We start from the raw sequence: 23,021 nt of genomic DNA, 5'->3' as shown, positions 1-23,021 counted from the left end.
GGACTGACCCCATCAGTACATAAGAAAGCCAGTCGTTGATCACGACTGGCTACCATGAACTTATCTCTCTTCTATCTCTTAGATCTTTTCGATCACTTTATCAATGATCCCGTATTTCAATGCTTCTTCTGCAGACATGAAATAATCACGGTCAGTGTCTTTTTCTACCTTCTCGATCGGTTGACCCGAACGGTCAGAGATGATCTTATTCAACAACTCACGAGTCTGCAGGATGCGCTTCGCGTGAATTGCCATATCTGAGGCCTGCCCTTGTGTTCCGCCTAATGGCTGGTGGATCATCACTTCTGCGTTCGGAAGCGCGTAGCGTTTTCCTTTTGCACCAGCTACCATGAGTACAGCTCCCATTGACGCCGCCATCCCGATACAGATCGTTGAAACATCTGGTTTGATGAACTGCATCGTGTCGTAGATCGCTAGACCTGCTGTAACAGAACCTCCTGGTGAGTTGATGTAGATGGAGATATCTTTATCCGGATCTTCAGCAGCTAAGAAGAGCAATTGAGCAACGATAGAATTTGCCACGTTATCATCGATCGCACTTCCCAGCATAATAATTCTGTCTTTTAATAAACGCGAATAGATATCATAAGATCGCTCTCCACGGTTTGTCGACTCTACTACCATAGGGATTAGATTCATCTGTTTTCCTCCTAATTAGGCTGCAATTGCCATTGGGTTTGTATTTGTTTTTGGTGAAACATGTATTTTACCAAATCCTGACGTGATAAAAATGATCTTAGCCGGCTCCTGCACCGTTTCTGTTTCTTTCACCTGTACTTCCGTTTTCATAGGAAGGATGTTCGCATCCTCATTTGCCACTTCAGAATTGATCGGGAAAACAGTACCTTTGCTCTTCTTATTCACGTTGTGCCGCCTCCTTCAGGTTTTGGGTACATCGCCATTGAAACGTGATACACTTTTGCGTTCTCTTCGTTTGGTCTGTGGTGTTTTTGTATGAGAGTGGTGAGCATATCTGCATATTCCTGTAAAAATGCATTGCGGTGTTCCATGGTAGAAAGTGCTAGTTCCATTTCTACTACTGCGCTTGGTATCTCTTCTTCCTCCGATTGCTCCATTAAAGAAATGGCATCCCGCTTCATCTTCTCTGTAAGGGATAACACATGAGCAAGAGCGGTTTGATCTTGGAGTTTTTTTATCGTATCAGAAGAGAGACCTAATGAATCTGACAATAAAAAAGAACGGCCGGCACTTACATATAGAACTTCTACAAGGTTCCTAACATTCCTTGTGCCTGCGCGAACCACAAGGCCCACTTTTTCTAATGCTTTAAGATGATAATTAATCTTTTGAGCGGAATCGTTCATTCTTTTTGATAGCTCTGTCGCAGAACGCGGCTCTTTTAACAAACTTATGAGCTCAGATCTTACAGGATGCAATAGTGCAGCTGCTTGTTCCGGTTCTGTGACAATAAACGTCTCTGGCATTCTTTGATTCCTCTTCACTCTCATCACCTCACTTCACAATAATATATGTTCGTTACATAAAAATATTTCTTTACGTAAAATTATTTTATTACGTTCAGTATCATTTTGTCAAAGATTTGAAAAAAATATACGTTTGCCTAAAAATAAAGAAAACAGACTGATTTTCATTTCAGCCTGCTTTCTATACATTATCCTTTTTATACAAACGGTACGATTCCAAGAATGAAAAAGACCGTGGCCATTCCTGTGTTCAACCAAAACTCAGTTTTTTGATTAAAAATTTTTCGCTCAACTGCACGAAAGATAAAGATCACCATCAAGATTGAAAATAATACAGTGGGATTTTCCCAAGTCTTACCGTTATAAATAGCTAAAAGCAGTCCAAAAAACATAAGAACCATCTCTGTATACACCCAGGGTTTTGGACGTTTTTTCATCCGATCTTCCCCCTATTCAGGTTGATAGTACACATTGTACGGTATGTGAGCCTATCCGGTGCATAACTTCATAGAGCTTTTTCTTCGTTCGATCCTAACCAGTTTTTTGCCGCTGCATTTTTAAAAAGAAGACGGAGAATTAGCAACCCGATCACTCCACCAACGATGGAGCTAACCAAAAAAGGAGTGACAAAAAAGAATGCACCCGATTTTGATCCTAAGAAAACAGTAGCAACCGGCACTGCTATAACAGCTCCTATAATTCCAGTTCCAACCCATTCCCCTATTACTGCGAACGTGTATTTTTTTCCTTTTTTATAAAGGTAACCGGCCAAAAATGCACCGATCATTCCCCCCGGAAAAGCAAGCAGAGAGCCGATTCCAATTAAGTTACGAAGCAAACCGATACTGAATGCGACGATTACCGCCGGAATGGGTCCGAGCATCACACCAGCCATCACGTTGATCGCATGCTGAACGGGAAACGCTTTTGCTACTCCAACAGGAATATATAACAAATGTGAACAGATATCTTCACTTCACTTCTCTTTTCGCTGTTTGAATAGCAAAAAGAAGGTTGCTTGAAGCGGAAGAAGGATCAACTGCACCACTTATTTCTGAGATTAGAGCTACACCATCTGCACCTGCTTTAATGACTTCACTCGCGTTTTGCAGCGTAATCCCGCCGATACCAACAAGCGGAATGTTCACTTGATTGCTGCGAAGTTCTGCGATTAGATCAACGCCTACAGGTTTTTTGGCATCAGGTTTTGTACTCGTCTGATAGATCGGGCCAGCACCAATATAATCGGCTCCATGTTCGATGGCATCCTTCGCCTCAGCAAGTGTGTGAGCTGACACACCTAAAAGTTTACCTTCTGTTTCTTTACGAATATACGCCAGATTACCATCTGTTTGACCAACATGAAGTCCATCCGCATCAACAGCTTTCATCAAATCTAGATCGTCATTCACGATAAATAGCACATCATGTTTGTGGCATATTTCCTTTGCACGCTTTGCCATTTCTAACTGCTTCTGACCACTCAAGCCGTTAACACCTTTTTCACGAAACTGAAACGTGGTAATTCCACCTTGAATCGCTTGCACAAGAATGCGATAAAAATCTTCTGGTGAACAGCAGTTCATCGTCCCTGCTACATAATAGAGTGATAGATCTTGTTGTAAACGTGTCTTTGCTTGAGTTTTCATCGGTTCGCTCCCTCCTTCAACACGTGATCTTGCCAGTGGATGGATCCGTGAAATATCTCATGAGTAGATTCTAAACTATAGAGCTGATCGAGAAGGTTTTGCTGAAAGCTTCCAGGGCCTTTGGCCGTTTTCACAGCCTCTTCAGCCGCCTTAGTGAGCATCAATAGTGCAAGTGCTGTTCGTTCTAGTATCGGAAGGTCAACTTTAGCTCTTGTAACTTCTTTTTTCCGATTTCCCTGATAGAGAGCTACCATTGATGTAGCAAAGCACCCTGTCCCGGTGACATAGGAAAGCATCGGATCTCCATGAGAAAGAACGATTGCTCTTTCACCATCTGAAATAACATCTTTAGTTCCAGTCATGGCGATAAGACAGCCTGTTTGCTTCGCAGCAGCTCTAGCAAGCTTGATGAGATCCTCTTCCGAGTTAGGTAGATCACCATCTACTCCTCTGCCTTCCCATGCGCCTTCAGCCAAAAACTGCATCTCCGCAGCATTACCGCAAATTGTCAGAATTGTTTGGGGTCTGACCCCCTTCAATTCTGAATATTCAAACAACAACTTTCTTACAAGCTCTTGCCTGAACGATGATAATCCTATCCCCACTGGATCGAGGACTACTGGCACTTCTGCATGCATTGCTCTTCGTAGAGCGAGTATCATAGATTTCGCTGATGCTTCATCTAAAGTACCGATGTTTAGTACTAAAGCATCGGCCACACTTACTGCTTCTTCGACTTCACATGCGTCATGCACCATCATTGGGCTTCCTCCTGCTGAGAGGACACCATTAGCTAGAAAGTTCATGGTTACGTTATTCGTTATATGATGAACGAGCGGCTTTTCTTCTCTGATCTGTGATACGAACGTTTTCCATTCTTGTATTCTAGTATTGTTCATGTGTAACCCTCCTATAAGCGAAATGATTGACCGGTCCATGACCTGAACCAACATCGATTCCATGTTCGATAGCAGTTTGTATATATTTTTTTGCACACACTATCGCATTCTCTGCTTTCTTACCAGAGGCAAGCTCAGCTGCTATAGCCGCTGAGAACGTACATCCTGTTCCGTGTGTATTTTTTGTTTGAATCCGCTTCTCTACAAGTTCGATCATTTCAATGCCATTAAAGACAAGATCTGATACAAATTCACCATCTCCAAAGTGTCCACCTTTAACAACAACATGATCAGCACCAGCGTCAAATAAAACTCTTGCCGCCTCAATTCTAGCTTCAATGCAGTCTATCTTTATCCCTGTTAATGCTTCTGCTTCCGGAATGTTAGGAGTGATGATTTTTGCGAGTGGAAGCATGCATGTTTTCATCGCATGAAGTGCTTCTTCACCTAACAGCGTTGCGCCTCCTTTTGCGATCATGACTGGGTCGACGACTACGTTCTCCCATTGAAATTCCCTTATCATATATGCTGTTCTCTCGATATACTCACCTGAAAAAAGCATTCCTGTCTTAATGGCATCCGGCGTCAGATCAGTCCCTATTGACTTCAACTGAGCTTCTAATCCCTCTATTGCGACTGGAAATATCCCTTGGACACCTGTTGTGTTCTGTGCAGTAACTGCAGTAAGAACCGACATACCGTACACACCTAATTCTTGAAACGTTTTTAAATCAGCCTGAATGCCTGCTCCCCCGCCACTGTCTGATCCTGCGATCGTGAGGGCTTTACTAACTTTTATCAAATGTCCCATAACTTCTACCTCCTAGTTGTCTATGCAAAAAAGCCACCCGCTTATTTAGCGGGTGGCTTAAATTTTCAAATCATAAAGGAAACGATAGTTTATCCACGCCGCTTCCCTACGCCAGTATGAACTGGATCAGGTTCAAAGGGTCGAAAGTCATAACCTTCTCTCAGCTTAGAATAAGCACCCCTAGCGAAATAACAATATTGAGTTAACACAATCCTACTCATACATAAACAATAATGTCAATATTTTTTAGGTTATCGGTTTCAAAAAGTTTAACCCTCTTGAAATACGGGGAAATAATAACTAACACAGAATTACAACATAAAAAACATAGAAATAAAACATTCGTAACAAATAGTTTTTTACCAGAAATAAAAATTACAATTCATTAACATTTTTCCCAGAAGGTGGTGAAAGTAAGGTACTTTAGAAGCAATAAAGAAATTTTTTCTGAATTTTCAAACAAAATGGTTGTCATTAGGCATCTTGCTCAGTATACTAGTAGAAACCTAGAAACATAAAAGGTTAATTGGATAGGGAGATAATTTAAGGAGGGAAACAGGATGAAAGACAAAAATGCTTCTTTTAACAAGAACCAAAATGAAATGGTGCAGTACAAACAACAAAAAAGAGACCCATTTGCCTTCAGCCTTATTGCCCAAATGGTACTGGATGAGGCCCTTCACAATTATTACAGAGAGTATTATGAAAGAGAAATTGACAATGCCTTGGATACAAAAGATAAAGAACGATTCATGAAATTGAGCGCAGAGTACAAAGCGTTTCTCAGTTAGTGCTTTTGGGCGGCACACTCTCTAAAAAGGTGCCGTAAAAGCCAAAACACCCTTTCAGCAAACGGTGGAATCATCCGTGCTGCAGAGGGTGTTTCTGACGTCCCCGTTACTGACAAGTTAAAACCTATTTTTTAAGTCAAAGTTGTCGGTGATTCCGGCTTTTTCTTTTGCACTTTTTTCCGTTTCAACCACCACACATAAATCACAATGACTACGATCACCCAGATTGGCGCAAGACCCAATAAACTTACTACAACAAACGAAATAGCAGACATTAAAAAGTTAACTGTATCCATAAATAGGACCTTTGTTTTTGCCCACGTATTTAAACCTTCTGTTTCAAGTGCTTTCGCATTTAAATTTTTCACTTCAAATTGTATCGTAACAGTTGAATAATCACTTTGGTTTTGTAAAAAATTCAAACGCCCCTCTACCTGTTCGATCTCTTCTTGAACAGCAGCCAAATCACCCGATATCTTCAACAAATCTTCTGTTTTCTGAGCATTCTTCATGAATGCTTCAAGCCGCTCTCTTACTTGTTGTTTGGCTTTTAACCGTGAAGATAGATCAACGTATTCTTCCGTAACATCTTCTCCACGAATATTTTCGTTTGGAGTCCCCTTACTCAAACCTCGAACCTCGTCTAAGAAAGGACGAAAATTTTTCATCGGTACACGAACAACCATCACACCAGATTCATAATCTTTCTCTCCTGTACTCGTGTTCGACTCAACCATATATCCGTCCATTGTCTCTAACTTTTTCCGAACGGCTTCCATAGAGGTTTGTAATCTATCTACTGTAATCTCAAGATCAGCGTGATAGATCACTTTTCTTTGGTTCTTCATTTGTTGCTCATCTTTTCCTTTTTCAGATTCAGAACTCTGACTTTCTTCTGTAGAGGTATCCATGTTTGCTTCAGACTTGCTGCCACTATCTCGGTCTATTGCTTTATCACTTTTTGAACTGCTATCGCTGCTGCATGCACTCAACAAAAACACAGTTATGAATACCCACATTTTCCATCTCTTCCACATATCGTAATTCCCCCTTTCTCGCTTAGACGCTCTCTACAAGAAAAAGGTTTCAGTTCCCAAAAAAACCAACCTATTGAATGATTTTTTCCGAGACATTTTTGTGATAAAATAGTGTCTGATGATTTGTAGTTTGAAAAAAAACCGATTTATGCTAGTATGTACAGGATAAGTAAGTGGTTTACTGGAGGAATAGCATGTCAATGATAGGAAGAAATGATCCGTGCTATTGTGGCAGCGGAAAAAAATATAAAAAATGTTGCTTACATAAAGAAGAGCAAACACGTGAAGTATCCTTTCATCAAGAAGGACTCATCAAATATGCTCTAGAGAACTATCAGCAGGATTTAGCTGCACGTACTTCTAAGTATGTGAAAAAATACCCTGTTGCTAAAGAGCAAGAACAAACATACGCAAACATTGCCGTTTGTTGGGAGATCTTTTGCTCAGAGATTAAGGAAAACAAGACCCCTGTTCAACTTTATGTAGAAAAAGTGAAGAGTTCTGTTAAACCAGAAGTAGCTGAAATTCTAGCTGGCTGGACAACTGCTGCACCTTCACTATATAAAGTTTTAGAGCAAAAGACAGGATTCATCTTTACCGTTCAGGATATTTGGACAGAAGCGGTGTATGATGTCACGATCAATGCTGCTGAAAAGCCAAAAACAGAAAGTGCACTACTTGGAACACTCGTTTCAAACGGAATCAACCATGAGTTTTACGTTGGATATGTAGAAATGCCGATGACTGAACTTCCGCCGCTAAAAATAGCGATAGAAAAGATTCAGCCTCAACAAGATCCAAAAGTTACATTCAAGAACGAATTCCCTGCTGTTCTGCAACTAGCTTTGATCGATATTAGTGCTGGTGTACCTCAATCTCAAGTTGAGAAGAAGGAAACTGACGCTACTTCTACCAAAGTCGAAAAAGCAGAAGAAGCCGCGGATTTTAAAGATGAAAAATACAATGCTGTAACCGAGCTCGTTAAAGCAAATGCCGAAACAGAAGTTGTAGAAGAAGCAGAAAAGCTTTGGAGTGAGTACGTTACAGAAAGCAAACCTGCTATTCGTAAAGAAGAAATTTACGCGGCTGCCCTTGACTATCTCGTTTCAAAAGATATTCGAGGAATCGCTTCTACTCAAGCAGAAACAGCTAAAAAATATGGTGTCTCACCTGCTAGTCTATCCTCACGATATCGTGAGATGAAAGAACTATTAAGCGTATAAACGTTTTTTTCACTAACCCGCCTGATGCCTCAGGTGGGTTTTTTTCATAAAAAAACAAGACCCTTCCTAAAAAGAGTCCTGTTTGTTATTTCGCTCTAGCCAATAATACACGGGAAGTCCCGCAACTGTAATAAAGATAGCTGTAAAACTATCTAAAGGATCGTTGAGTATCGTTGATACTACGATGTACAAAGAGCCTAAGATCGCAAAAATAGGAACGACAGGAAATAACGGAACACTGTAGGTTCTCTTTTTATCACGATTCCGATTGCGCAGTTTAAACACAGCATAAAACGCAAAAATATAAAAGATGTATACAGCAAATATCGCCATTTCTGATAAATAGTCTGGATCGGTTACGATCATCATGATGATCGCGATCACGACTTGTAAATACGTAGCAGCAATAGGTGTACCATATTTTTCACTAACCTGACTAAACGTTTTTGACATCGGAAGCTGATTTCGTTCTGCCATTGCAAAAGGAACACGTGGAATGGTTAAGATCTTACCGTTTAAACAGCCAAAAATCGATACTGCGATTCCAACTGCTATTAACTTTCCGCCTAGTGGTCCAAATAGAATCGTTGCTGCTGATGCCGCCGAATTCTCTCCTAGTCTTACAATTTCTGATGCAGGCAAAATGTGCAGAAGTGCAACATTAACCAGCAGATAGGCTGCCATGACGACTAAGATTCCACCAATGATGGCTTTAGGTAACGTTTTTCCTGGATCCTTCATCTCACCCGCTACGAATCCAACCATCAACCATCCATCATAAGCAAAAAGTGTCGCAAGGATCGCTGCACCCATTGAAATCTCTACAACTGCTCCGCTTGAAGCATTCAAGATTTGTTCGTTTCCTTTAGTTATCCCAAAAATAATAATCAGACCGATCGGAACCAGTTTTCCGATCGTGAATAAATTTTGGATAAAACCTCCATACTTCGTTCCAAAGTTATTGATAATCGTAAGGAAAAGAACTGTACCTATTCCGATCCAAGGTCCAAAGGATTCATCCCAAGAAAACAAATTAACCATCAATGAACCGAAGTATAATCCTAAAGCCCCGATTACCGCTGGACCATAAATAACAGTCTGAACCCAACCGCTTAAGTATCCCCAAAGCTTACCGTATACTTCTTCCATATAGACATACAAGCCACCTGTCTTTGGAATTTGAGTTGCTACTTCAGCGATCGTTAACCCGCCTGCTAACGTGATCAGCCCTCCAAGAGTCCAAGCTAATAGAGCAAGATTAGAATTTCCTGTGTATTCGAGAACACTTCCAGGTTTCATGAAAATGCCTGATCCAATAACCGTTCCAATCACGATGGACATGGCTACAGAAAGCCCGATATCTTTTTTCAACGCTGTTTCTTGATTCATGTTGTGTTCACTCCTTAAAAAGACCTTTAAAAAACGAATTGTCCATCTGAAAAAGACTAGTGTCACTTTAACACATACAGTCATCAAATGTCACTACTTCTTAAAAAAGACAATGTATTCAGTTTTTTTAAAGTGTTTCTGGAGAGTGATATGGCTTAAAGTTCCTTTCTGCGCATTAACTGTTTTTTTATGAAAGCTTTCTCAATTAGATCATTGAGCTGTCGTTCTAGCTCCTTTTTTTCTTGAGCATCTGTTTCAAGCCTTATATTCTTCTTCAGTTCACGAATCATAAGCTTTTCTTCTGATGAAAAATGAGAAGAATGCAGCATCATGTTCACCTCATTTCAGATTTGATCCACTGAACCTCCCTCTGTCTTTAGGATAAGATAATCTGAACACCAGAACATTTGATGTGTCATATAATCTGACACTTTTTTTTATGGGAATTTACTCTTTTGAAAAAAACACCAAATTTGAGCTTGAGTTCAACTTACCAGGTTTGATGAATGGTTTAATAGAAAATGGCGGGCCTCTCATGATTTTATCTTCAGAAGTCGGAGATCTCGCCTTGGTCTTGATGATGAACGAACAATAAAAAGACCTCCACACCGGGGGTCTTTTTATTGTTTAAGAAAATTATTCTGTTTTTGAAGCTGGTTGCTCATGGCTTAAATCTGATTGAGCAATAACGACAGAAACTCCTTGTTGTTCAATGGCTGATAGATGGTCTCTCGGTGCATCATCATCTGTGATCACAACATCTACATTCGTAACAGGACCAACTTTTGCAAAAGCGTTAACTCCTATTTTGTAATGAGGGAATACACCAATTACTTTACGAGAGACCTTTCCAACAGCACTCATAAAAGCAGCTACTTCTGGAGTTGCAGTACTTATCCCTCTTTCGGAGATTCCGCCACCTGTAGCAAATGAAACATCAAAAGAATACTGACCGATGAGATTGGTTACTAAGGCATCCGTCATGTTGCCTGATTTCTTCACTTTTCCACCAACCATATAAAGATCAATGTTTTCATTCTTGCGAAGTGCATCAGCAGTTGCGAGTGAGTTGGTCACAACTGTTAATCGGTACTGAGGAAGATGCTTTACAATCTCACGGTGCATGCCTCCTCCACTTAGGAAAATGGTATCGTTCTCTTTGATGTACTTCACAGCTTCCTTCGCAATAGCTTTCTCATACTTTGATCCTTCTCCAAAACGAACTTCATTCGGCGAAGGCCCTTTTTTTACTTCTGTTACAGGAATAGCGCCACCATGTGTACGTTTAAGCAGCCCATTATCCTCAAGAGATGATAAGTCTCGGCGAATAGAATCAATCGAAACTTGGAGGGCATCTGATAATTCTTTTGCAAGCACTCTTCCTTCGTTCTTAAGCACTTCTAAAATCTTTTCTCTTCTTTCTTCAGAAAACATATTTTTTCCTCCATTACCTCTTATTTCCACGTGGTACTGTAATCATATGCTGTTTCATGCTTGTTTGTCAAACATATTTTGCATGTTTTATCCTGTTTTAATTTAAAACAAGCTAAAACAAGCATTCATGGTAGCTTGTTTTAGCCCGAATTGGTAGGTAAATAGAATATAATTTTGTCCTTCTGACAAATACAAATTCATTACATTTGTATTTGTCTGGGGTCAGACCCCTAGTCCTCTACTTTGATCAGAAAGAGACGTTCGTGAAATCGGCCATGTTTTCTAGCCTTTTCCTGCCTGATCTCATCCAGTTCTCTTAAAGTAAGTTCATGCACTTTCGTTAACGCGATTAAGATCTCAAACAATTCTGCCAGCTCTTCCGCTGCATCTATCTCACTTTTAGCTTCACGATACTCTTTTACCCCTTCAGTAAGCTTTTTCTTAAGCTCACTTTCAAACTCCTGATTTCCAAGGATCCGAAAAGTTCCCTTCTTCCCAGCCTGTTCGAGCAGTTCTGGTATTTTATCTCTCACTAATTTATTGTAATACGCCATTGGCTCTTTTCCTTTCCAGCAATTTCACAGCATCTCAAAAAAAACTTTCCTATATAAACGATATGCATCAAGTTAGTTTTTTAGCAGAAACAACAGCTAAAAAAATGATGGCGCTCAAACCGAATACTGGATACAAATAATGAAGAAGTTCAGAATATCCTACCTGGCTTAACAAGTAACTCCCTGTCATTAAAGCGATTAAGATGACTTGATTGGATAACCTGACATTTCTTTGCAACGCTCCTGCTAGCCCGAAGATGTTTCCGATCAGTGTCGAGAAGATCTCACCGTAGATCACGAAGACAAAAATATAATGAACTACTACACCAAGACCGCCTACTATTTCAGCAATCGGTATCTCATAGCTCATGACACGCGGAACAGAATAGAGCACATACTGACTATTTAATAGAATAAACGTTAATCCTAGGCCGCCTAAAAAACCGCCCCACTTAATAACAGATTCATCTTTAGCTTCTCGTGAGAGTGGAACGAGAACGGCTTGTGCCAAGGTTAAGTTAAATGCTGCATAGGCAAACGGACTTACAATCCATCTCCAATCACCAACAAAGTCTTGTTCAACAAATAACTGCCTTCCTGAAGAAAGATCAAACATGGATACTGACAATACGATAGAAAAGAATATCATGATGGGGACGATCAATGAGTTTGTCCAAAGAATACCCTCTATCCCTTTTTTCATAACGAAGTAGGTTACAAGTAACGTTAATAGTATTCCCATTTGAAAAGGAAGATGAAGCTGTTCCCAAAACAAGGCTCCTGCACCTGATAACATGACTCCCGTTACTCCAAAGAGCATGATCAACATTAATACGTTTACGATTCGTGAGGCGACCGCTCCAAACAAATATTGATTCATCTCATCAAAAGAGGTTGCACCTAGCCGCTTTGCCATAATCATAAGTTTTGTACCAATCACGATAAAAAGAAAACCACTGATCAGAATTCCCACAAAACCGGCTGAGCCGTATCTTGTAAAAAATTCGACGATTTCTCTTCCTGTAGCAAAACCAGCACCTACAACAGTGCCGATGTAAGTGGCGGCTATCTGCAATATTTGTTTTATTCGACTACTCATGCCCTCACCTCCATGGCCATATCTTTTACAAACATATGCATGGACAAGGATTTTAGAAGAAAAAGAAAAAACAGCAAGATTTCTCTTGCTGCCATAGATCACTTATTAAATATGTATTGCTTCACTGTATCCTTCAGTTATTACCCTGTTCTTTCCCTGTCTCTTTGCAACGTACAAGCTATTGTCGGCACCTTCAAAGAATGCTTGTTTATGCATACCTCTTCTGTACGTTTGTAATCCAGTACTGATTGTTATGTTCTCTTGCTTCACTTCGGGGTGCTCTAGCCCTTGTATGACCAATCGAACCTTTTCTAATAATGTAAAGGCTTGTTCTTCACTTATATCATTTAAGATAACCACAAACTCTTCCCCGCCGTACCGTGCGACAAAATCATCTGTGGTCACATTATCTTTTATAGCCTTCGCAATTCGTTTCAACACGATATCTCCAATGCCATGACCATATGTATCGTTGATTTTTTTAAAATTATCTATGTCCATAACCGCTAAATGAACCGGGTAATGATACGTTTCCGCTTGAAGCAACAGCACGTCCATATATTCATAAAAGGCCATGTGATTGTACAAACCTGTTAGAGCATCTGTCTTCACTTGCTTTTCCATAATTGTCGATTTCACCATTAGATCTTGATGATCTGCCTGCGCTTTGTTTAGTTCTTTCGCCATCTCATATCCTCGACTCATGATCCCAACACAGATAGCAGTTGAGGTTAAGAGAATACATATCATTGAGATCTGATCCATCACATCATTCATGTTTTTTAAGACCGGATGGAAAGTCGAAAGCAGCAGATAGGTAATTGAGCTGAGAGCAAAAGATAACCATACTTTTTTCTTTTTAAAATATATCGTCGAAATCAACATAGGAAAGAACAGACTCGTATACATAACATACATTTCATAATGAACGCTGATTAAGATCGCAGAGAACATACTTGCTGTCCAAATTATTATGTAATCAATGTATATTGTTTTCTTTTTAAAACTCCATTCAGCCAAACAAACCATAAAAATTAAAAGTGTTGTTGGTAGAACAATGTACATCCCAATAAACTCTTCTAATGGTTTAGATGTAAAAAAACTGTTAATGACCTCTACACACACTGACACAAAGATTACAACCCAAAATACATTTATTATTTTTCGATTCCAGGCGATGTGATTTAAGTGTGCAGGCAGGTGTTTTTTTTCCAATACATTCACCTCATCTACACGTATCCAACATCATTATAACATTTTTTTCCTTCTTTCATTTTGTTTTCTAAATTATTTCTTTTCCAACACATAGCTCTTTTTCAATAATTTTCTACACATATAAAATGAAAAACGCACAGCAAAATGAATCTGCTGTGCGGCTTTTTTCTTCATTATTTATTTAATTTTCACACGTTTCTTTTTAGGTAGTTTATCAAGGAGCCAGCCTCTGCCTACTTCACAAAAACGAATCGGCATCTCAAGTTTCGCGAGTATCTTATCCTTTCCATGAATGGTAAGTAATCCTGTCTCATCGTTCACTTGATCAACAACTGCATTTTCGGTACCCGAGAGCGGAAACGCCCATTTGTTGTTACCAGAGTCCTTGATCTTAATCATTCTTCCGTCACAAGTTACTTTGTGGCAATGTGGAGGCAAGCCTAACGTAATTTTATTCATTGCATTTCTTTCCTCCCTTTCCGGATTTGTTTCATTGTAACAGATATAGTGCGTGTCTGACTCCATATTTTTTAAATTTTTTGACTATTTAACACATTTGAAATAATGCTTCAAAAAATTAGGGGACAAGTAGTAGGTAATCGCCAAAACGTATCGTTTCGTACAAACATATACTATACAAATTGGAGTTCAAAGGGGGAAGGAACGAGTGGAAAAATGGTCCATGCTATACAATATGACTGTAGTATCATTAGGAGCAGTTGCAAGCTTCCTGTTTGGTACACCCGGCATGTTATTCAAGACACTTATCTTATTCATTGTATTAGACTATTTAACCGGCATGGCTGCTTCAGCTTACGAAGGTAGATTGAACAGCAAAGAGGGCTTTAGAGGTATACTAAAAAAAATGATCATTTTCGCGATCGTGGCAGCGGCCCATTCTCTCGACCAATTGCTAGGTGGAAACTATATCCACAGTGCCACCATCTTTTTTTATCTATCTAATGAATTGTTATCAATTATTGAGAATGCAGGAAGAATGAATGTTCCAATTCCTACTTTCATAAAAAATGCCGTTTCTCTGTTAAGACAGAAAAACGACAATCAAAATAAGTAATTGTTAATTGGAATAAAATCGCGAGATTTTTTTTGCGATCGCTTGCGCATCGATCTGGTATTCACCAGCATCAATGCGTTTTTTAATATCTAATAGTTTCTTCTCTCTTATGTTCAATTGAGCATTTTCATGCAGCACTTTTGCTTCATTAGATATGTATAATTCATCTTTAGCAAATGATGGCGGCTTTACAGAAGGCTGCTGATATACTTTATTCACATCATATTTTCGCTGAACGGGTTGTTGTCCGTCAATTCTCATGATTTCACCTCTTCTGAATATTGAAATGTGCCAAGCCATTTCCATTTGTCATCATAATCTAAGTTGTCCAACAGTCTGAAGAACAATTCTTGTCCTGATGGATCCCATTTTACTTCAAACTCATTTCCATTTTCTTTATCCTTACAAAAAGAATGAATCCACTGTGAAGTAAACAAGTAAGGCGTAAACTGTTCAAAGTCTAATAGATGTTTCTCTAACAATTGAATGACATCATCATGTGTAAGTTTATGCATCATTAGAATCGTCCTTTGTTTGTGGTCGTCTTAACCTGTGACTATATAATTCGGCCACAATCTATTTTTTGAGGGTATACGAAAAAATATTTCACATTTTTTTCTATTATTCGTTGTTGGTACCTGCTTGCTTTATGGAATTCTACCCGCTAACACAGTATGTATAAACCTATTTCCTTTCTACGATTCAAATGAAAGGTCTATAATGAGAAGTAAAGAAATACATAACAGAAGGTGTTTACATGAAATTAACGTTCTCTTCTCTTCAATGGATGGTGTTTATCCTTGCGGGTAGTTTAGTTGCTCCCATCGCTATTGGTGATGCGTTTGGAATGACACAAGCGGAAACCGCAGAACTATTACAGCGGTCATTCTTAATTATTGGTGCGTCTGCGATTCTACAAGCACTATTTGGTCATAAGCTGCCGATCAATGAAGGTCCAGCTGGATTATGGTGGGGTGTTTTTACAGTTTATGCGGGCATTGTAGCTTCTGGGGCATTAACGGTGGCTGATGGCCTGCAGCAACTGACAGCTGGCATGCTGATCAGCGGAATCCTTTTTTTACTGCTAGGCATGTTTCGTATTATCAGTTCGGTCAGAGCTCTTTTTACTCCTTTAGTAACGGGTACTTACTTAATCCTACTCGTCTCACAATTGAGTGGCTCTTTTATTAAGGGTATGCTAGGAATTGGATATCTACAGGAAGGCGCAGATACCAAAGTAGCTCTTACTTCACTCTTCATCTTAGTTTTATCTATCGTACTTGGAAAATCCCGTGTGAAATGGTTAAGAAGTTATTCCATCTTGATTTCTTTATTACTCGGTTGGGGACTTTTTAAACTCTTGAATTTAACAAAAGAAACGATGCATAGTAATACGACTTTTGCTTTTCCAGAATTATTCGCTTGGGGTATGCCAGAGCTATCTTCCGGAACAATCATCACTTCCCTATTCGTCGGGATGCTTTTACTTACAAACATGGTAGCTAGTATTAACGTGGTCGAAAAAGCCTATGAAACAGAAAACAAAGATTATGAACCTATCAATTACAATCGCTCATCCATCATGATGGGGATAAACACATGGATAGCAGGTCTATTTTCAGCTGTTGCAAGTGTACCGATCTCAGGTGCTGCTGGATTCATCTTAACGACAAAAATGTTTAGCAAATTAGCATTCATCATGGGTAATGCACTTATTATCTTGATTAGTTTTTTTCCGCCACTTACCTTTTTCTTTGCCGGTATTCCTGCACCGGTAGGATATGCAACGATCTTCCTTCCTTTTTCGAGTATGATCGGTCTAGCTTTCAAAGAATATAAAAATGAATTAAAATCGGAAAACAATCTTTTTATTATCAGTACTTCCCTTATGGTTGGAATCGGAAGTCTCTTTATTCCTGCTGCCGCATTAAAAGATTGGCCCAATATTATCGTAACTTTACTAAGCAATGGCCTGATCATGGGGATGCTCACTTGCATGATTCTTGAACAGTTTTATAAACGCAGAAGTTCACATCAGCATGTCCAAAAAGAAGAATGAAAATAGAAAATAAAGAAGGGCTCCCTTAATACTGGGAGCCTTTTTTCTTAAAGTTTTTCTGAAACCGGAATTTCCGAGTGAAATTTAAATACAGCCTCTGCTAATTCTTTTCCATGATCAAACATCATTAAATGTGTCGTGTTTGGAATAACAACAGTCTCACTGTAAGGCAAATCTTTTTTTGCCAAATCAATAAACTTTAAAGATTTTTGAAAGTGATCTTCTTTTTCAGCAGGCAGAAATAGAACAGGAGACTGAACCTTCTTATACCAAGTTAAGAAATCTATATAATAGATTTCAGATATGATCTTTTCCATCGTTTGGCCGGTAGTAATATTGCCTACTTTTCCGTTCTCTTTCAGACGAGGTTCATACGCAGCAATATAATCAGCTCGTTCCTTGTTCCATGGTAACCATTGTTCTTGATAAACTTGTTGATATTCTTCTACCGATTCGTAATCTGGATCCAATTGTCCTTCAAACTTAGCAAGATGCTCATCTAAGGTCTCATCGTAAAGACCATGCTCACCAGAATCATTTATAATCGCACCGTCTATGTTGGAAAGTGACAACACGCGATCTTGGCGCATCGCTGTGAAGTATAGCCCAATCATACATCCGTACGAGCTTCCTAAGAGATGAGCCTTATTAATATCGAAATGATTCATTACACTCTCTAAATCGTTTGCCGTGTCTTCGAATGAATACCCCTGATCGGGTTGATCAGATTTTCCATGTCCACGAAGGTCATAGCTTATTATTCTATAATGACTCTTAAAAAAAGGAATCACTGGATGCCATCCTTTAGCTGTTCCACCAAGGTAGTGAATTAAAATCAACGTATCCCCCGAACCGCCATAATCATAACCTGAAAGCATTGTGCCATCATGAGATCGTATCTTATGTTCTTCAATTAGAATATCCATTTATCTTACCTCCTCTTTCATACGCTTTTGCAGATTTGGTTTTGTGCGAGAATGGATCTCGTTCAATTTATTTTTTATATCTTGTTCAATATCTCTTTGGAAGAACGTTGCAAATTTGCAAAGATAAGCGATGCTATCTGCAATTTCTTTTCCAATGTCTTCAGCAACTTCTTCCTTTGCGAGTTGAAAAGCTTTTTCCCCTTCAACACCTTCTTCTTTCATGTCATACGCCCTATTTAACATTCTTCTTAATTCTTCAGCAATTTCCGCTATTTCTGTTGTTAATAGTAAATGATTAAGCAAAAGAGATTCCGTGCTCTTATCAGCACCTTCTTGACTAATCTCCCATCCTCTTTCCAATTGAAAATCCTCTAACTCTTTATGTATCTTTCTCATATTTAAAATTCCTCCGTTCTTCATCTTACCCACTACATAATTCTCCACAATTTTACAAAAACCTTTTTATATACTTAAATAATAGGGTATAATATCACCAGAATATGGAGGTTGTACAATGGAACGCAAAATGGCAAACCGACCTGATTGGAAAAGAGTAACAGACAGACATTTTGAAGTAACGCATAAGGAAAATTCTTGTTTTAATGGGAAAGTAACAGCAATCCATCTAAAGCAAGTGTCTGAACCATTAATTGTTAACTATAAAGATCATGAAGTATGTATTGCTGACTCTGGATATACATGGATGCAGCATTTTCCAAAGGGAGAAAAATATACGATCACAACCGTATTAGATGGTAACGGGAAGGTTGTGCAGTTCTATATAGATATGTGTATCGATCATGGAGTGGATGAAAACGGAATTCCTTGGTTTGATGACCTCTATTTAGATATCGTTATCCTTCCTGATAAGGAACTCTTTCTTTTAGATGACAATGAGTTGATGGATGCATTCAACAAAGGGATTATTGATGAACATCAAATGAAACTAGCTCATGAGACAGCTCAAAAAATTATCGCCATGCATAAAGAAGGAAAGTTTGAACAACTCGAAACATGCATTGAGCATGCTGAAGAATGGATAAAAGAAAAAAAGTTCATCAATAAGTAAAAAAAGACAAAAAACCAGAGGGCTGTTACCCTCTGGTTTTTATCTATTTATTTACATTCTTACTTTTCTCTAAAAAACGCAAAGCATCTTCTACTTCATCTAAAACTTGTGATCCGATGATCCCTTCTTCCTCATCTAAAAAAGTAACTTGGAAATAACCACTCTCACCCTGAGGAACATATCTCATTCTGACAAGTTCCAGCTGTTGATCTTCTTCTCTCCAAAACTCTAATTCTTGTTCAGGATTGTTCATCAATTGTTCGATTTGATCACTATTCATCTGTAAGACACCTCTAGATTACTCTGATTAATTTAGTATATACATTTTTACCCTAAATAAAATCCTCTAAACCATTAGCAACATCCGACATTTCCTGGGGAATATTGTCTATGTCTGTTATTGCACGTATGGAGAAATCCTCACCCACCGTGCTAATGCTTCTTCTGTGCTAATTATTTCTGCAAATTCTTTATGAAGATGAGCAAGAGCAGACTCATGGACATCTTGAGCCGAAAAAACTGTTCCATCATAAGAATTTATTTTGAATGCAGCAGTCGCATCATGGATGAGAGACACGCTAAACCCATAATTAGCTGCCATTCTTGTAGTAGTAGAAACACAATGGTTCGTCGTTAAACCAATGATCAAGATGTGTTCGATTTCGTGTGTTTCTAATGTTTCTTTAAGCTTCGTTCCGATAAAAGCACTATTAACGCTCTTAATGAACAAAGGTTCATCTTCTTTAGGTTCAAAGCCTGTTTTCAACTGATAACCTAATTTTAAAGGGTGCAATGGTGAGTGTTCATTTTCTGATTGGTGCTGCACATGAAAGATCGGCAACCCTACCTCTCGAGAGGCACCAAGCAATGTAAGCATATTCACTTCAGCATTCGCATTATTTCGTTCTCCCCAGAAATTTGTATCATCAAATCCTTTTTGAACATCAACAATAAGCAAACATGCTTTTTTCACAATTCGTTCTCCTTTTATTCAGATTGTAACCTTATGACATACCTTTTTCGATACAACTTTAATTTTTCCTGCCGTACTATTTTGGATGAGGTTCTCATATTTTGGGAGTACTTAGACAAGCTACTTGAATAGGAGGATCACTTTTGAACGAGATCATGATATTGAGTATTCATTTTGTTATGCTTGGTATCAGTTTAGCTATTCCTATCGGGCCAATTAAACTTGAGATGATTAAATACGGACTATTTGGTGGTTTTTGGCCATCTTGGTTCGTTGGGATTGGTGCAGTATGTGCGGATCTATTGTTTATGTCTTTGATATTTCTAGGACTTACTTCTTTTCTGCATCATGAATGGATTACAATTCTCATGCTTATCATCGGAATTATTATGCTTAGTTATTTAGGAATTTCGACCATTAGAAATTCAGGCTCAACCTTATCCTTACTAATAGACGACAAGATAAACCTCAAGAAACCTTTCTGGACAGGTTTTGTCATCGCTCTTATGAATCCTTATAATTTTATCTTCTGGTTTGGCATATATGGCGGTTCACTTCAAAGCATACCTTCTACCACAAATGAAATGACCAGAATTGCTTTAAGTCTTTGCATAATTGCAGGGATTGTCCTGTGGAATTTAAACGTTGCATTTACCGTCCATTTTTTTCGTTTTTTGATTAATGAGATTACGATAAGGTGGCTAGCAAGATTTGCTGGAATCGGTCTAATTGGTTTCTCTAGCTTTCTTGCATACAAATTGTTTTCAATCCTTTCATAAACAAAAGGCGCTGCTATGAAATAGCCAGCGCCTCAAGTCTTTTACTTATCATACTTGTCTCTATCTGATTGTTTCTCTTCTTCTCTGTCTAACTCTTTTTCATACTCCTCGTGATTTCTGTTCTGAACAACATTTCTTTCTTTTCCTGTGATGTCAGTAGCAACAAAACTTTCATATTCTTCTACAAATCCGTCATCATCATCAGAGTCTTCGTACATCTCGTTATAGTCTCTTTTATCAGGATCGGTAAAGTCTGAAGGCGTTTCACTCGTACCATATTTAGCAACGGACTGCCATGCATCTTCTCCATCAAAAAAAGTAGCATCCTTATTGTCATTGCTTCTTGTTTTATAATCTGGACCAATAACCTCTTCTTCAATAGGACGATCATCTGATGAACTTTGTGCAGGACTATGCTCTTTACAATAAAGCGTAAAAGGGACTACCTCTAAACGTTCCTTCAGAATGTCATTGCCACACGTTTTACAAATTCCGTATTCACCTTTATCGATACTTTTTAAAGCTGTGTCGATATCTTCCAGCTCTTTTTCATGTAGATCATTTAGAGCAATATCTTTTTCTTTTTCAAATAATTCTGTGCCGAGATCACCAGGATGATTATCATAATTAGACAGTTCGCCTGTTGATTCTTTCGGAAATTCTGAATCATTACCAAAAGACTCGTTTCTTTCTCTCATACCTTTTATCTCTTCTTTTCGTGATAATAAGATTTGTTTAAAATGGTCCATTTCTTGTGTAGATAATGCCATGATTCAATCTCCCTTCTTACTTCGATATACCATTTCATACCCTTTATTCCGAATAATTATCCATCCTGTGTATTTTGCACCTTAATCATGCATGCTATACTAATCAACAACTTATTACCTTTGTTATATAGAACAACACCGTTTGTTTTTCCGTTTCTTAATCATCAAATAGTCGCTTGTAAATCGAAATACCTATTTTTTAGCAAAAAATGTTCTAAAGTGTTGAAAAATTGCTTTTTTTCCAACTTTTTGTAAGGTATGCTAATAATATCTTTTTAAAGTAATAGTAAGAAAGGCGGTGGATCATGAAGATCTATGAGAGTTTTGAAAAGCGTTTATTAAAAAATTATGTGATTGGTTCGACCGCTGCCGTTTTAGGAGTGGGAGGAGTATTTGTTTTTACTACCCTCCGTTTATCCATGTTTGAATTTATGATCTTGTGTGGCATTCTTCTTACTTCTTGTGTGATTATGTTTTCACTCGAATATGTTTTCTTTCGTATGCATACAGCTATTTTTAAAAATTACTTTTCAAAACAAAAACCTGCTTTACAGCTCGCTGAAAAAACATATTTTCATGCACATCATTTCCCGATCAGAACTGTAAAGAGAATTCTCGGTCCGCATCTGTTAGGATTATCTATACCAGCGCTATCCTTAACTGCTATAGCCATCTCACTAGAATATTTATCACTTCCCTATTATTACATGTATCTTGCATCACTCGGAGCGATATTAGTAGCAGGTATGCATGCGATAATTGAATTCTTCTTAACCACCAAGGCCGTTCAGCCTGTGCTTCGCACCATTCAAGAAAGAACGCTTAAGGACCATGGGAAAATACTGTCTCTAGCAACGTCTAAACACATATCTATTCAACGAAAAATTCAGTGGAGCACTTTATTTATTGGTACGTTCCCACTTCTTTTATTCGCACTTGCGAATCAAGTTCGACTATACCATCTATCAGCGCCTGTGAATGGATCGTATTGGAGCTGGGCTTTCTTTATCTTATTGATTGGTATTTCTTTTGCTATCTATGGAGCCTACTTATTGTTTAAAGATATTCAGCAGCCTATGGACGAACTTCAAGCAGGAATGTATGAAGTCCGCACCGGAAATTCTAATGCAAAAGTTCATGATCTGTATTCAGATGAATTTTCTAAACTCATAAAGGGTTTTAACCATATGGCTCATGCGATACAATCTCGTGAGCATGAAAATAAGCAGCTGCTCGAAAGTTTTTTTGCGACGATGGCCGCAACCTTGGATGCACGTGATCCATATACAGCAGGACATAGTTTACGAGTTGCTGATTATGCGATGAAGATCGGTCAGATGGCTGGATTGCCGTTTCAACAATTGATCCAGCTTCGGAAAGCTGCACTTTTGCATGACATTGGAAAAATTGGAATACCCGATGTAGTTCTACTAAAAGAATCTAAATTAACATCAGAAGAATTTGAACAAATAAAAAAGCACCCTGTAATAGGTGCTGATATCCTTGCTCAAGTACAGCCTTATGATGCTATGCAACCGTTGCTACCTGGGGTTCGTTATCATCATGAACGTTATGATGGAAAAGGTTATCCTGAACAGCTGGCTGGAGAAAACATTCCTATTTTCGGAAGGATTATTGCTGTTGCCGATGCTTATGACGCAATGACGTCTGATCGGCCATATCGTAAAGGGATGACTCATGAAAAGGCATTGGCCATTTTGGAAGATGGAAAAGGCACACAATGGGATCCATACTTAGCCCAACTTTTTATTGAAGAGATGTCATTAAAATCTATTTCTTAAA

The 23,021-nt window shown here is 38.6% G+C and carries 30 protein-coding genes and 1 riboswitch; of the genes, 7 read left to right on the top strand and 23 right to left on the bottom strand.

Translation table 11 applies throughout. The features are described from left to right. Nucleotides 1-78 precede the first annotated feature (78 nt). From clpP to thiD, 8 genes are all read right to left on the bottom strand, one after another. Nucleotides 79-660 (bottom strand): ATP-dependent Clp endopeptidase proteolytic subunit ClpP, encoded by a 582-nt coding sequence (clpP, locus tag HU823_RS13610; protein ID WP_066392681.1) that lies wholly within the window; start codon nucleotides 658-660, stop codon nucleotides 79-81. Between the two features lie 15 nt (nucleotides 661-675). Then, nucleotides 676-885 carry a hypothetical protein gene (locus HU823_RS13605; protein ID WP_144701427.1) on the bottom strand — a complete coding sequence of 70 codons (210 nt, stop codon included), beginning with the start codon at nucleotides 883-885 and terminating at the stop codon, nucleotides 676-678. After that, the gene (locus HU823_RS13600; protein WP_197194676.1) at nucleotides 882-1,466 is read right to left on the bottom strand and encodes a winged helix-turn-helix domain-containing protein; all 585 of its coding nucleotides are present in this window, start codon (nucleotides 1,464-1,466) and stop codon (nucleotides 882-884) included. Before HU823_RS13600 ends, HU823_RS13605 begins: the two co-directional genes overlap by 4 nt. A gap of 197 nt (nucleotides 1,467-1,663) precedes the next feature. Next, entirely contained in the window at nucleotides 1,664-1,903 is a 240-nt protein-coding gene (locus HU823_RS13595) for a hypothetical protein (protein ID WP_137790017.1), read from the bottom strand. Between the two features lie 68 nt (nucleotides 1,904-1,971). Beyond that, complete coding sequence (gene thiW, locus HU823_RS13590) at nucleotides 1,972-2,421, bottom strand: energy coupling factor transporter S component ThiW (RefSeq protein ID WP_231607458.1); 450 nt, start codon at nucleotides 2,419-2,421, stop codon at nucleotides 1,972-1,974. 16 nt (nucleotides 2,422-2,437) lie between these two features. Beyond that, the gene (gene thiE, locus HU823_RS13585; RefSeq protein ID WP_197222426.1) at nucleotides 2,438-3,115 is read right to left on the bottom strand and encodes a thiamine phosphate synthase; all 678 of its coding nucleotides are present in this window, start codon (nucleotides 3,113-3,115) and stop codon (nucleotides 2,438-2,440) included. Further along, a complete protein-coding gene (thiM, locus tag HU823_RS13580; protein ID WP_231607457.1) occupies nucleotides 3,112-4,014 on the bottom strand; it encodes a hydroxyethylthiazole kinase in 903 nt (300 codons plus the stop codon). The genes thiE and thiM overlap by 4 nt, the downstream gene beginning before the upstream one ends. Next, nucleotides 4,001-4,813: a bifunctional hydroxymethylpyrimidine kinase/phosphomethylpyrimidine kinase gene (gene thiD, locus HU823_RS13575; protein WP_186320625.1), complete on the bottom strand. Its 813-nt coding sequence runs from the start codon at nucleotides 4,811-4,813 to the stop codon at nucleotides 4,001-4,003. Before thiD ends, thiM begins: the two co-directional genes overlap by 14 nt. 98 nt (nucleotides 4,814-4,911) lie before the next feature. Next, a riboswitch (TPP riboswitch) is annotated at nucleotides 4,912-5,017 on the bottom strand. A 368-nt stretch (nucleotides 5,018-5,385) separates the two neighbouring features. Between thiD and HU823_RS13570 the strand changes: the two genes are divergently transcribed. Then, nucleotides 5,386-5,616 carry an IDEAL domain-containing protein gene (locus HU823_RS13570; protein WP_137790020.1) on the top strand — a complete coding sequence of 77 codons (231 nt, stop codon included), beginning with the start codon at nucleotides 5,386-5,388 and terminating at the stop codon, nucleotides 5,614-5,616. Nucleotides 5,617-5,747: 131 nt separating this feature from the next. On the opposite strand, the gene HU823_RS13565 is transcribed toward HU823_RS13570, so the two are convergent. Continuing rightward, on the bottom strand, nucleotides 5,748-6,653 hold the full coding sequence (locus tag HU823_RS13565) for a DUF4349 domain-containing protein (RefSeq protein WP_197222425.1): 906 nt from the start codon (nucleotides 6,651-6,653) through the stop codon (nucleotides 5,748-5,750). Between the two features lie 194 nt (nucleotides 6,654-6,847). Here HU823_RS13565 and HU823_RS13560 point away from each other — a divergent pair, with 194 nt between their 5' ends. Next, nucleotides 6,848-7,876, top strand: a complete 1,029-nt coding sequence (locus HU823_RS13560; protein WP_197222424.1) for a YecA family protein — start codon at nucleotides 6,848-6,850, stop codon at nucleotides 7,874-7,876. 66 nt (nucleotides 7,877-7,942) lie between these two features. On the opposite strand, the gene HU823_RS13555 is transcribed toward HU823_RS13560, so the two are convergent. The 7 genes from HU823_RS13555 to HU823_RS13525 form a co-directional block, all read right to left on the bottom strand. Then, nucleotides 7,943-9,265: an APC family permease gene (locus HU823_RS13555; RefSeq protein WP_197222423.1), complete on the bottom strand. Its 1,323-nt coding sequence runs from the start codon at nucleotides 9,263-9,265 to the stop codon at nucleotides 7,943-7,945. A gap of 155 nt (nucleotides 9,266-9,420) precedes the next feature. Beyond that, nucleotides 9,421-9,597 carry a hypothetical protein gene (locus HU823_RS13550; RefSeq protein WP_197222422.1) on the bottom strand — a complete coding sequence of 59 codons (177 nt, stop codon included), beginning with the start codon at nucleotides 9,595-9,597 and terminating at the stop codon, nucleotides 9,421-9,423. A 304-nt stretch (nucleotides 9,598-9,901) separates the two neighbouring features. Then, nucleotides 9,902-10,699 carry a DeoR/GlpR family DNA-binding transcription regulator gene (locus HU823_RS13545; protein ID WP_197222421.1) on the bottom strand — a complete coding sequence of 266 codons (798 nt, stop codon included), beginning with the start codon at nucleotides 10,697-10,699 and terminating at the stop codon, nucleotides 9,902-9,904. Nucleotides 10,700-10,929: 230 nt separating this feature from the next. Further along, nucleotides 10,930-11,253: a nucleoside triphosphate pyrophosphohydrolase gene (locus tag HU823_RS13540; RefSeq protein ID WP_197222420.1), complete on the bottom strand. Its 324-nt coding sequence runs from the start codon at nucleotides 11,251-11,253 to the stop codon at nucleotides 10,930-10,932. A gap of 67 nt (nucleotides 11,254-11,320) precedes the next feature. After that, complete coding sequence (locus HU823_RS13535; protein WP_144701447.1) at nucleotides 11,321-12,352, bottom strand: YkvI family membrane protein; 1,032 nt, start codon at nucleotides 12,350-12,352, stop codon at nucleotides 11,321-11,323. A gap of 105 nt (nucleotides 12,353-12,457) precedes the next feature. Next, complete coding sequence (locus HU823_RS13530) at nucleotides 12,458-13,567, bottom strand: GGDEF domain-containing protein (protein ID WP_144701449.1); 1,110 nt, start codon at nucleotides 13,565-13,567, stop codon at nucleotides 12,458-12,460. 177 nt (nucleotides 13,568-13,744) lie between these two features. Further along, nucleotides 13,745-14,026: a hypothetical protein gene (locus HU823_RS13525; RefSeq protein WP_197222419.1), complete on the bottom strand. Its 282-nt coding sequence runs from the start codon at nucleotides 14,024-14,026 to the stop codon at nucleotides 13,745-13,747. A 208-nt stretch (nucleotides 14,027-14,234) separates the two neighbouring features. Here HU823_RS13525 and HU823_RS13520 point away from each other — a divergent pair, with 208 nt between their 5' ends. Next, entirely contained in the window at nucleotides 14,235-14,642 is a 408-nt protein-coding gene (locus HU823_RS13520; RefSeq protein WP_260858637.1) for a phage holin family protein, read from the top strand. Nucleotides 14,643-14,645: 3 nt separating this feature from the next. Here HU823_RS13520 and HU823_RS13515 read toward each other — a convergent pair whose 3' ends face one another. Together HU823_RS13515 and HU823_RS13510 are read right to left on the bottom strand one after the other, a co-directional pair. Further along, nucleotides 14,646-14,903, bottom strand: coding sequence for a flagellar biosynthesis anti-sigma factor FlgM (locus tag HU823_RS13515; RefSeq protein ID WP_197222418.1), 258 nt, complete (start codon nucleotides 14,901-14,903; stop codon nucleotides 14,646-14,648). Next, nucleotides 14,900-15,160, bottom strand: coding sequence for a hypothetical protein (locus HU823_RS13510; protein ID WP_144701453.1), 261 nt, complete (start codon nucleotides 15,158-15,160; stop codon nucleotides 14,900-14,902). The genes HU823_RS13515 and HU823_RS13510 overlap by 4 nt, the downstream gene beginning before the upstream one ends. Before the next feature lie 239 nt (nucleotides 15,161-15,399). On the opposite strand from HU823_RS13510, the gene HU823_RS13505 reads away from it, so the two are divergent. Beyond that, a complete protein-coding gene (locus tag HU823_RS13505; RefSeq protein ID WP_144701455.1) occupies nucleotides 15,400-16,701 on the top strand; it encodes a purine/pyrimidine permease in 1,302 nt (433 codons plus the stop codon). A gap of 47 nt (nucleotides 16,702-16,748) precedes the next feature. On the opposite strand, the gene HU823_RS13500 is transcribed toward HU823_RS13505, so the two are convergent. Then, on the bottom strand, nucleotides 16,749-17,627 hold the full coding sequence (locus HU823_RS13500; protein WP_144701457.1) for an alpha/beta fold hydrolase: 879 nt from the start codon (nucleotides 17,625-17,627) through the stop codon (nucleotides 16,749-16,751). Further along, the gene (locus HU823_RS13495; protein ID WP_144701459.1) at nucleotides 17,628-18,023 is read right to left on the bottom strand and encodes a hypothetical protein; all 396 of its coding nucleotides are present in this window, start codon (nucleotides 18,021-18,023) and stop codon (nucleotides 17,628-17,630) included. A gap of 118 nt (nucleotides 18,024-18,141) precedes the next feature. Between HU823_RS13495 and HU823_RS13490 the strand changes: the two genes are divergently transcribed. Beyond that, the gene (locus HU823_RS13490; protein WP_144701461.1) at nucleotides 18,142-18,696 is read left to right on the top strand and encodes a DUF402 domain-containing protein; all 555 of its coding nucleotides are present in this window, start codon (nucleotides 18,142-18,144) and stop codon (nucleotides 18,694-18,696) included. 43 nt (nucleotides 18,697-18,739) lie between these two features. Here the strand turns inward: HU823_RS13490 and HU823_RS13485 are convergent, their stop codons facing one another. After that, entirely contained in the window at nucleotides 18,740-18,976 is a 237-nt protein-coding gene (locus tag HU823_RS13485) for a hypothetical protein (RefSeq protein ID WP_144701463.1), read from the bottom strand. A gap of 117 nt (nucleotides 18,977-19,093) precedes the next feature. Further along, the gene (locus HU823_RS13480) at nucleotides 19,094-19,669 is read right to left on the bottom strand and encodes a cysteine hydrolase family protein (protein ID WP_260858638.1); all 576 of its coding nucleotides are present in this window, start codon (nucleotides 19,667-19,669) and stop codon (nucleotides 19,094-19,096) included. A gap of 143 nt (nucleotides 19,670-19,812) precedes the next feature. On the opposite strand from HU823_RS13480, the gene HU823_RS13475 reads away from it, so the two are divergent. Beyond that, a complete protein-coding gene (locus HU823_RS13475; protein ID WP_197222417.1) occupies nucleotides 19,813-20,448 on the top strand; it encodes a LysE family transporter in 636 nt (211 codons plus the stop codon). A gap of 41 nt (nucleotides 20,449-20,489) precedes the next feature. On the opposite strand, the gene HU823_RS13470 is transcribed toward HU823_RS13475, so the two are convergent. Then, nucleotides 20,490-21,218: a TraR/DksA C4-type zinc finger protein gene (locus HU823_RS13470; RefSeq protein WP_144701469.1), complete on the bottom strand. Its 729-nt coding sequence runs from the start codon at nucleotides 21,216-21,218 to the stop codon at nucleotides 20,490-20,492. Between the two features lie 305 nt (nucleotides 21,219-21,523). Between HU823_RS13470 and HU823_RS13465 the strand changes: the two genes are divergently transcribed. Continuing rightward, nucleotides 21,524-23,020, top strand: coding sequence for an HD domain-containing phosphohydrolase (locus tag HU823_RS13465; protein ID WP_197222416.1), 1,497 nt, complete (start codon nucleotides 21,524-21,526; stop codon nucleotides 23,018-23,020). The last annotated feature ends 1 nt before the right edge of the window (nucleotide 23,021 follow it).

Source organism: Fictibacillus sp. 18YEL24, from assembly GCF_015903855.1.
Classification (GTDB): domain Bacteria; phylum Bacillota; class Bacilli; order Bacillales; family Fictibacillaceae; genus Fictibacillus; species Fictibacillus phosphorivorans_C.
Note: the sequence above shows the minus strand (reverse complement) of the source record. Positions and strands in the feature narration are given on the sequence as shown.

Bases quoted from the DNA above. Each gene is read 5' to 3' on its own strand.
- HU823_RS13505 (WP_144701455.1), top strand. From the start codon at position 15,400: ATGAAATTAACGTTCTCTTCTCTTCAATGGATGGTGTTTATCCTTGCG.
- HU823_RS13485 (WP_144701463.1), bottom strand. From the start codon at position 18,976: ATGAATAGTGATCAAATCGAACAATTGATGAACAATCCTGAACAAGAA.
- HU823_RS13560 (WP_197222424.1), top strand. From the start codon at position 6,848: ATGTCAATGATAGGAAGAAATGATCCGTGCTATTGTGGCAGCGGAAAA.
- HU823_RS13465 (WP_197222416.1), top strand. From the start codon at position 21,524: ATGAAGATCTATGAGAGTTTTGAAAAGCGTTTATTAAAAAATTATGTG.
- HU823_RS13565 (WP_197222425.1), bottom strand. From the start codon at position 6,653: ATGTGGAAGAGATGGAAAATGTGGGTATTCATAACTGTGTTTTTGTTG.
- HU823_RS13550 (WP_197222422.1), bottom strand. From the start codon at position 9,597: ATGATGCTGCATTCTTCTCATTTTTCATCAGAAGAAAAGCTTATGATT.
- HU823_RS13540 (WP_197222420.1), bottom strand. From the start codon at position 11,253: ATGGCGTATTACAATAAATTAGTGAGAGATAAAATACCAGAACTGCTC.
- HU823_RS13600 (WP_197194676.1), bottom strand. From the start codon at position 1,466: ATGCCAGAGACGTTTATTGTCACAGAACCGGAACAAGCAGCTGCACTA.
- HU823_RS13510 (WP_144701453.1), bottom strand. From the start codon at position 15,160: ATGATGCATAAACTTACACATGATGATGTCATTCAATTGTTAGAGAAA.
- thiM (WP_231607457.1), bottom strand. From the start codon at position 4,014: ATGAACAATACTAGAATACAAGAATGGAAAACGTTCGTATCACAGATC.
- HU823_RS13595 (WP_137790017.1), bottom strand. From the start codon at position 1,903: ATGAAAAAACGTCCAAAACCCTGGGTGTATACAGAGATGGTTCTTATG.
- HU823_RS13555 (WP_197222423.1), bottom strand. From the start codon at position 9,265: ATGAATCAAGAAACAGCGTTGAAAAAAGATATCGGGCTTTCTGTAGCC.
- HU823_RS13545 (WP_197222421.1), bottom strand. From the start codon at position 10,699: ATGTTTTCTGAAGAAAGAAGAGAAAAGATTTTAGAAGTGCTTAAGAAC.
- HU823_RS13535 (WP_144701447.1), bottom strand. From the start codon at position 12,352: ATGAGTAGTCGAATAAAACAAATATTGCAGATAGCCGCCACTTACATC.
- HU823_RS13495 (WP_144701459.1), bottom strand. From the start codon at position 18,023: ATGAGAAAGATACATAAAGAGTTAGAGGATTTTCAATTGGAAAGAGGA.
- thiE (WP_197222426.1), bottom strand. From the start codon at position 3,115: ATGAAAACTCAAGCAAAGACACGTTTACAACAAGATCTATCACTCTAT.
- clpP (WP_066392681.1), bottom strand. From the start codon at position 660: ATGAATCTAATCCCTATGGTAGTAGAGTCGACAAACCGTGGAGAGCGA.
- HU823_RS13500 (WP_144701457.1), bottom strand. From the start codon at position 17,627: ATGGATATTCTAATTGAAGAACATAAGATACGATCTCATGATGGCACA.
- HU823_RS13490 (WP_144701461.1), top strand. From the start codon at position 18,142: ATGGAACGCAAAATGGCAAACCGACCTGATTGGAAAAGAGTAACAGAC.
- HU823_RS13570 (WP_137790020.1), top strand. From the start codon at position 5,386: ATGAAAGACAAAAATGCTTCTTTTAACAAGAACCAAAATGAAATGGTG.
- HU823_RS13515 (WP_197222418.1), bottom strand. From the start codon at position 14,903: ATGAGAATTGACGGACAACAACCCGTTCAGCGAAAATATGATGTGAAT.
- HU823_RS13470 (WP_144701469.1), bottom strand. From the start codon at position 21,218: ATGGCATTATCTACACAAGAAATGGACCATTTTAAACAAATCTTATTA.
- HU823_RS13525 (WP_197222419.1), bottom strand. From the start codon at position 14,026: ATGAATAAAATTACGTTAGGCTTGCCTCCACATTGCCACAAAGTAACT.